Source organism: Kitasatospora sp. NPDC059827, assembly GCF_042731675.1.
In the GTDB taxonomy this organism is placed as follows: Bacteria; Actinomycetota; Actinomycetes; order Streptomycetales; family Streptomycetaceae; genus Kitasatospora.
The window spans coordinates 50,214-57,712 of record NZ_JBHWIV010000054.1 but is presented as its reverse complement, the minus strand read 5'-3'; the positions used below and the strand labels follow the sequence as shown (position 1 = coordinate 57,712).

The following is a 7,499-nucleotide window of genomic DNA, read 5'->3' as shown; positions in this document are numbered from 1 at the left end:
GGTGAGGTCCGCGGGCGCCCCGTCGGTCCGTCCGGGGCCGTCGCTCGCGGGACGGCCCCGGGGAGGGCGGCTCAGCCGTACGACACGTTGGCGCACGGGTCGTCGTCGGCCGAGCGGGCGGTGCCGCTGACGCTGCTCGGCAGCGGGGCCGGGGCGGCGGGGGCGCCGGGGGTCGAACCGGTGGCCGGGGCCGGGTTGGCGGCGGCGAAGTCGTGGCCGAGCACCACGCTCAGGCCCTTGCCGCCGGCCTGGACGCTCGCCCCGGGGAAGAGCTTGGCAACGGCTTCGGCGTTGCTGCGCTCGCCCGCGCCGTACTCGACCACGGTGGTGCTGCGGGCCTTGCCGGCCGCGTTGCCGACGGCGGTGACGGTGTAGCCGGCGCCCTTGACGGTCTCGGCGCCCTTGCTGCCGATGCCGCTCTCGCCGGTGCCGTTGAGGACGGCGACCTTGATGTCCGCGTTCCTGGCGGCCGCGGCGGGGGAGGGCGTGGCCGCGGGCGGGGTACTGGGGGCGGCGGAGTCGGTGGCGGCCGGGCTCTGGGCGCTGGCGTCCTGGCCGTCGATGGTGCGGTCGGCCTTGAGCGCGGCCCAGAGCTGGTCCACGTCGGGGTGGACCAGGGCGACCCGGGGGCCTTCGTAACGCCAGGGTGCGGTGAGGAACTTGACGTCGTGCAGGTCGACGTCCTTGATCGACATGGCGAAGGACATCAGCTTGGCGGCCGAGCCGAGGTCGGGGTCGACGGTCAGCGACTTGGTCGCCGCGTCTGCGAGCGGCAGCAGGGTGGTCGGGTCCATGCCGCGGGACTTGACCTCCTTGATGAGGGAGGCGAGGAAGGCCTGCTGGCGCTTGGTGCGGCCGATGTCGGAGCCGTCGCCGATGCCGTGCCGGACCCGGACGAAGTCCAGTGCGGACTGGCCCTCGACCTTCTGCTTGCCCTTGGCGAAGATCTGCTTGCCCTTGTGGCCGAGGTTGGGGTTGAGGTCCCCCTCGTAGACGTTGTTCGGCAGGCAGACCTCGACGCCGCCGACCGCCGTGGTCATCGCGGCGAAGCCGCCGAAGTCCACCACGATGGTGTGGTCGATGCGCAGGTTGGTGAGCTTCTCGACGGCGTTCTGGGTGCAGGCCGGGTTGCCCTGGTCGGTGTTGCCGACCGAGAACGCGCTGTTGAACATCACATTGGTCTGTTCCTTGGTCCACTTGCCGTTGGGCAGCTTGCACGGCGGGATGTCGACCAGGGAGTCACGGGGGATCGAGATGCCGACGGCGTGCTTGTGGTCGGCGTAGATGTGCAGCAGGATCGCGGTGTCCGAGCGGGCGCCGTCGTCCCCGCCGCCGCCCAGGTTGCTGTTGCCGTTGCCGCGGCTGTCCGAGCCGATCATCAGGACGTTGACCGGGGTGCGGCCCTGGGCGTCCGGGGCGGCCGCCTCGGGGCGGTCCTTGCTCAGGGCGTCGCGGTCGAAGGTGGTGATGTTGCTGTTCAGGCGGTAGTAGACGGCGCCGCCGGCGAGGACCAGCAGCGCGGTGCAGCCGGCCGTGACCCAGAGCACCTTCTGCTTGGTGCTGCGCTTGGGCTTCGGCTTGGCCCGGCCGCCGGGGCGGGCGTCGGGTATCGCCTTGCCCGGGCCGTCCTCGACGGAACCGTCCTTCGTCGAACCGTCCTTGGCCGAACCGTCCCCGCCCGTAGCGGGCTTGCGGTTCGCCGCTCTGCGTCCACCGGCCCGGTGCGACGAATTCTCGCCCTCGGTGGAACCCCTGCGACCCGACACGGCGTCATCCTCCACAGTTGCCACGGAACCCCCGACGGAGCGGTGGCTTGCGTGGTCCTGGGTCGGAGTGTCGATCCGGGTCGTTCCGCCGCTAAACTTTTACACGGCTGTAGAACTTCCAGAGGAGCATACTAGGCGCAGATGAGAAAAATACTGGTCAGACCATGAGAGAAGGTCGACCGGGTCTCATCTCCGTCGCTCCGTACCCGCACGAGGAGCACGATGACTCACCGGATCGCACGTTCGATAGCCGGCGCCCTGGTGGCACTGCTGGCCGCCGTCGGCCTCAGCGCCGCGGCGTCGAGCGCGACGGCGGTGGCCGCACCCCGGACCGCCGCGAGCGGCACGGCCGTTGCCGGGGGACCGGCGGCCGCCGCCGCCCAGGTGCCCGTTGCCGTCGGCGCCGCCGCCCAGGGCGTTCAGGGCGCGCAGGACCGGCAGGTCGCGCACGTCGCGGCCAAGGAGGAGAAGAAGAAGTCCGGCTTCTTCGCCAAGCTCGGCAAGTTCCTGCTGGTCGTGGTCATTCTGATCATCCTGTTCATCATCCTGGTGATCTGGGGCATCGTTCACCTGGTGCGGAAGCTCTTCCGTCGTCGCTGAACCGCTGGGCCGCTGAACCGCTGAGCTGATGAACCGCTGAGCCGCTGGGCCGGTTCCGGGGCGGCCGGCCCGGGCGCCGACACGGCGCCGGGCCGGGCCACCCGGCGGTGATTGGCCCTGTCCCGCCCGACCGCCGCGCCCCAGGATGAGCGGCATGAGCGACCTCCCGCGCAACCCCGCCGCCGCCACGCTGCGCCCCGAGAGCCGGATCGTCCACCCGCCGCTGGCCGGACTCGGCGGCGCCCGGCCGATGGGCGTCCCGCTGCACCAGGGCCACCTGTACGCCTTCGAGACCAGCGAGGCGCTCACCGCCTCCTTCGCCGGCCCCGACGGGGCGTTCGTCTACAACCGCTACGGCAACCCCACCGTCCGCTCGCTGGAGGACGCCGTCGCCGACCTGGAGGGCGGCACCGGGGCGCTCGCCACCGCCTCCGGAATGGGCGCGATCAGCACCGTACTGCTCGCCCTGCTGCGCTCCGGCGACCACCTGATCGCCCAACGGAGCCTGTACGGCGGGACGTTCGCGCTGCTGGCCGACCTCGCGCAGCGGTGGGGCGTCGAGGTCACCCACGTCTCCGGCTCCGACCCGGACGAGGTGGCGGCGGCGCTGCGGCCCACCACCCGGCTGCTGCACCTGGAGACCGTCTCCAACCCCACCACCCGGGTCACCGACCTGCCCGGGCTGATCGCCGTCGCCAAGCGGGCCGGGGTGCTCAGCGTGGTCGACAACACCTTCGCCACCCCGCTGCTGTGCCGCCCGATCGAGCACGGCGCGGACGTGGTGGTGCACTCGGCCACCAAGTACCTGGGCGGGCACTCGGACGTGCTGGCCGGGGTCGCCGTCTTCGCCGACCCCGAACTGCACCGGAAGGTCTGGCACCACGGGACCGAACTCGGCGCCAGCGCCGATCCCTTCGCCGCCTGGCTGACCCTGCGCGGCCTCCAGACGCTGGCGCTGCGGGTCCGCCGCCACTGCGACACCGCGCTCGACCTGGCCTCCCGGCTGGCCGCCCACCCGGCCGTCGACGCCGTCCACTACCCGGGCCTGCCCGACCACCCCGACCACGAACTCGCCCGCCGCCTGCTGCCCGACGGCCACGGCGGCGTGCTGGCCTTCGACCTGGCGGGCGGCCGGGAGGCGGCCCGGGCCTTCACCGAGTCCGTCCGGCTGGCCGCACTGGCACCCTCGCTGGGCGGCGTCCACACCCTGGTGGTCCACCCCGCCAGTACCTCGCACCGGCAGCTGTCGGACGAGGAGCTGGCGGCGGCGGGCATCGGCCCGGGGACGGTGCGGGTCTCGGTGGGCATCGAGCACCCGGAGGACCTGTGGGCGGATGTCGAGCAGGCCCTCGCGAAGGCCCTCGTGAAGGCCTGAGGTCCGACCCGGAGGCTGGGTGGGGCCTGAGCGGGAGGCCGGGTGGGGCCCGGCCCGGCGGGGCGGAAATCCGGCTGCGGGGGTACCGGCGGACCGGGCATGATCCGGTCCATGGGAACAGACATCCGGGGCTTCGTGGAGTGCCGCACCTGGGCCCCCGGCCTCGACCCCGGGGAGCGGGCCTGGCAGGCGGCCGTCGACCTGTCCCTGCTCGGGCCGACCAGGGACTACGGCTCCTTCGCCTGCCTCTTCGGGGTCCGGGACCCGCACGGCCACTGGCGGCCGGTGGTCGGTACCCGCGGCCTGCCCGCGGACGCCTCGGCCACCACCCGCGCCGGGCACGCCTCCTGGGGTCCGGCGGCCTTCGGTGCCACCTGGCTGGGCTGGGACGAGGTGCTCGCGGTGGACTGGGACGAGCCGGCGCTGCCCCGGGCGACCAGGATCGCCCGGTACCGGCGCCGGCCCGACGGCTCGCTGGAGCCGGTCCGCCGGGAGGACTGGAGCCGGACCTTCGCCCGGGCCGCCGGGATCGACAGCCGGACCTTCGACTTCGGTCGGCTCGGCGAGCACTGGGCGGAGGGCACCGAGTGGGACACCGGACCGCTGGTCTTCCGGGCCGAGCGCGACCGGCGCCGCGACGCCGTTCCCGCGGACGGGCCGTGGCGGCCGGTGTGGACGGTGCTACGCACCCTCGCCGAGGTGCACGGGGAGCAGCACGTCCGGCTGGTGGTCTGGTTCGAGGAGTAGGACGGCGGAGGGGTGGGCCGGGTCGGTGGCGCGGAGCGAGGAGTAGGCCGGCGGGCCGGCCGTCAGCGGGCCCTGGGCCGGGCGGCGAGCAGGGCGATGTCGTCCTCCGCGGCGGGTGCCGGGGGCGGGGCGAGGGAGTGCAGGACGGCGTCGAGCAGCTCGTCGAGGTCGCCGGTGGCGGGGAGCCGGAGGGCGGCGAGGCGCTCCAGCGAGGTGTCGATGTCCTCGTGCCGCCGCTCCACCAGGCCGTCGGTGTAGAGCAGCAGGGTCTGCCGGGGGTCGAGCGGGTGGGTGGACTGCTCGTAGCCGCCGAAGCCGGTGCCGAGCGGCGGGCCGGTGGGGACGGCCAGCAGTTCGGTGGGGTGGTCCGGGGTGATCAGGGCGGGCGGCAGGTGGCCGGCGCTGGAGAAGGTCCAGCGGGCGCGGCCGGGGTCGGCGAGGGCCAGCAGGCAGGTCGCGGGGCGGGCGGTGTCGTCGGCGGAGATCACGTGGTCGAGCTGGCGCAGGATCCGGTGCGGGGGCAGGTCCATGCCGGCGACGTCGCGCAGCGCCGAGCGGTAGTGGCTCATGTCGACGGCCGCCTCGACGCCGTGCCCCATCACGTCGCCCATGGCCAGCAGGGTGCGGCCGAAGGGCAGCCGGACCGTCTCGTACCAGTCGCCGCCGACCACCGAGCTGCTGCCGGAGGGCAGGTAGCGGGAGGCCAGCGCGAGGTTCTGGTGCGGATTGCCGGGCTCGCTCAGCAGGGCCCGCTGGAGTTCCAGGGCGATGCCCTGGGAGCGGGTGTAGCTGCGGGCGTTGTCGATGCCGGTGGCGGCGCGGGCGGCGAGGTCGCCGAGCATGGCGGCCTCGTCCGGGGTGAAGGCCGGGGTGGCGGCGGTGCGGCCGAGGGTGAGCACCCCGACCAGGTGGCCGCGGGCGGCGAGCGGCAGGACCAGCAGTGAGGCGGTGCCCGCCGGGCAGGCGTCGGCGGGGCCGGGTGCGGTGAGCACGGCGACGCCGCCGGCCAGGCCGCGGGCCGCGGCCGAGCCCTCGCGGTGGCGCACGGACTCGCCGGGGCGGGCCAGTTCGGCGAGGGCGGCGTCGAGTCCGGGGACGGCCCGGACCGCGGCGCGGTGCAGCCGCTGGGCACCGGCCCGGCCCGGGCGGGCGGGTTCGGCCTCGGGCGGCAGCACGTCGACGACGGCGAGGTCGGCGAGGGCGGGCACGGTGAAGGCGGCGAGTTCGGCGCAGGTGGTGCGGATGTCGAGGGTGGTGCCGATCCGCTCGGCGGCGGCGTCCAGCAGGGCGAGCCGGGCGCGGGCCTGTTCGAGCTCGCGCAGCTGCGCGCGGGCCGGGTCGGGGTCGTCCAGGACCACGACGATCACGCCGGTGGTCCGCCCGCCGTGCCGCAGCGGCCGGTAGCGCACCCGCAGTCCGGGCGGCACGGGGGCGCCCGCGCTGTCGGGGCCGCCGGTGACGTGCTCGCGGTCGCGGCCGTCGGCGAGGACGCGGCGCAGGGTGGCGACGGCACCGGCGAAGGGGGTGGTCGCGGCGGCGCGGCCGAGCAGGTCGGCGCGGCGCAGGCCGGTGACGGTGGTGAACGCGTTGAGGTGGTGCCAGCGCAGCTGGTCGTCGAGCAGGGCGACACCGACCGGGGCGGTGGCGAGCAGCTCGCGGAGCAGGTCGGGGTCGTTCCCGGGGTCGTGGCCAGGGTCGTGACCAGGGTCGTGGCCGGAGGGTTCGGAGGCGGGGTCCTCGTCCGGGGGCGGGGTGCCCTCTGCGCGGGGCCCGTGCCGGAAGTGCATAGGCCCATGATCACGCGTCGGGGCGCGGCACGCCCACAACTGGGTGAAACCTTGACCGCTCGGAGACGGTGTTGTAGCGAAGCGTGCCCGGTTGCGTGCGCGCACACGCACTTGTAGAGTGCGTGCACACGCACACAGTCATGGCCGTCCGGAACCGTCCGGCGGCCGCGAGGAGGGCCCGCATGGCAGTCACCCCGATGAACGGCACCCGGATCGTCCTGATCACCGGCACCTCCTCCGGAATCGGCCTCGCCGCCGCCGTGGCCGCCGCCCGGGCCGGCTTCCGGGTCGTCGCCACCATGCGCGACACCGGCCGGGCCGGGAACCTGCTGCGCGCGGCGGAGGAGGCGGGCGTCGCCGAGCGGATCGAGATCGAGCGGCTGGACGTCACCGACCCCGCCTCCGTCGCGGACTGCCTCGGCGTCGTCGTCGAGCGGCACGGGCGGCTGGACGCCGTGGTCAACAACGCGGGCGCGGGCTTCGTCGGCACCGTCGAGCAGGACGGCATGGCGCCGGTGCGCGCCGCCATGGAGGTCAACTACTTCGGCGTGGTCGAGGTGACCAGGGCGGCGCTGCCGCACCTGCGCGCCGCCGGCGGCCGGGTGGTCACCGTGACCAGCGTCGGCGGGATGGTCGGGCAGCCCTTCAACGAGGCCTACTGCGCAGCCAAGTTCGCCGTCGAGGGCTTCATGGAGTCGCTGGCACCGGTCGCCGCCGCCGTCGGGGTGGCCGTCACCGTGGTCGAACCGGGCGCGGTGGCCAGCGAGTTCATCGGCAACCAGGGCATCGACGTGCCCGCGCTGGTGGCCGCCGCCGGCCCGTACGGCCCCGCCCTGGAGGCGTACGTCGACCGGACCTTGAAGGCCTTCGGCAGCGCCCAGACCCCCGAGGAGGCGGCCGCGCCGATCGTCGACGTGCTCACCGCCGAGCGGCCGCCGCTGCGGGTGCAGACCTCCGAGGCGGCCCGGGCCTTCGTCGGGGTCAAGTTGGCCGACCTGGACGGTTCGGCGGTGGGGGCGATGACCGGCGGGTGGGTCGCGACCGGCGGCGCCTGACGTCGGGAGGGGTGCCGGGGTGCGGGGCGCGGGGTTGGGGCGCCGGGGTGCGTGCGGTTCCGGGCTGTCCCGGGCGGTCCGGGCGACGGGTCGCGGGTGATCAACGGTCATACTTGGGCGGCGGCGCCCGACACCGGGTGCCGCAGACGGTGCCACAGCGCCGTTCGCA

General features: G+C 74.8%; 6 protein-coding genes. 4 read left to right on the top strand and 2 right to left on the bottom strand.

Going from position 1 to position 7,499, the window contains the following annotated elements:
- Nucleotides 1–71: 71 nt before the first annotated feature.
- Nucleotides 72–1,766 carry an LCP family protein gene (locus tag ACFV8H_RS28330; protein WP_380405413.1) on the bottom strand — a complete coding sequence of 565 codons (1,695 nt, stop codon included), beginning with the start codon at nt 1,764–1,766 and terminating at the stop codon, nt 72–74.
- Between the two features lie 222 nt (nt 1,767–1,988).
- On the opposite strand from ACFV8H_RS28330, the gene ACFV8H_RS28325 reads away from it, so the two are divergent.
- From ACFV8H_RS28325 to ACFV8H_RS28315, 3 genes are all read left to right on the top strand, one after another.
- On the top strand, nt 1,989–2,366 hold the full coding sequence (locus ACFV8H_RS28325; RefSeq protein WP_380405410.1) for a hypothetical protein: 378 nt from the start codon (nt 1,989–1,991) through the stop codon (nt 2,364–2,366).
- Between the two features lie 154 nt (nt 2,367–2,520).
- The gene (locus tag ACFV8H_RS28320; protein ID WP_380405407.1) at nt 2,521–3,741 is read left to right on the top strand and encodes a trans-sulfuration enzyme family protein; all 1,221 of its coding nucleotides are present in this window, start codon (nt 2,521–2,523) and stop codon (nt 3,739–3,741) included.
- A 111-nt stretch (nt 3,742–3,852) separates the two neighbouring features.
- Nucleotides 3,853–4,488 carry a hypothetical protein gene (locus ACFV8H_RS28315; protein WP_380405405.1) on the top strand — a complete coding sequence of 212 codons (636 nt, stop codon included), beginning with the start codon at nt 3,853–3,855 and terminating at the stop codon, nt 4,486–4,488.
- A gap of 62 nt (nt 4,489–4,550) precedes the next feature.
- Here ACFV8H_RS28315 and ACFV8H_RS28310 read toward each other — a convergent pair whose 3' ends face one another.
- The gene (locus tag ACFV8H_RS28310; RefSeq protein ID WP_380405402.1) at nt 4,551–6,275 is read right to left on the bottom strand and encodes a SpoIIE family protein phosphatase; all 1,725 of its coding nucleotides are present in this window, start codon (nt 6,273–6,275) and stop codon (nt 4,551–4,553) included.
- Between the two features lie 182 nt (nt 6,276–6,457).
- Between ACFV8H_RS28310 and ACFV8H_RS28305 the strand changes: the two genes are divergently transcribed.
- Complete coding sequence (locus tag ACFV8H_RS28305) at nt 6,458–7,330, top strand: SDR family NAD(P)-dependent oxidoreductase (RefSeq protein ID WP_380405399.1); 873 nt, start codon at nt 6,458–6,460, stop codon at nt 7,328–7,330.
- The last annotated feature ends 169 nt before the right edge of the window (nt 7,331–7,499 follow it).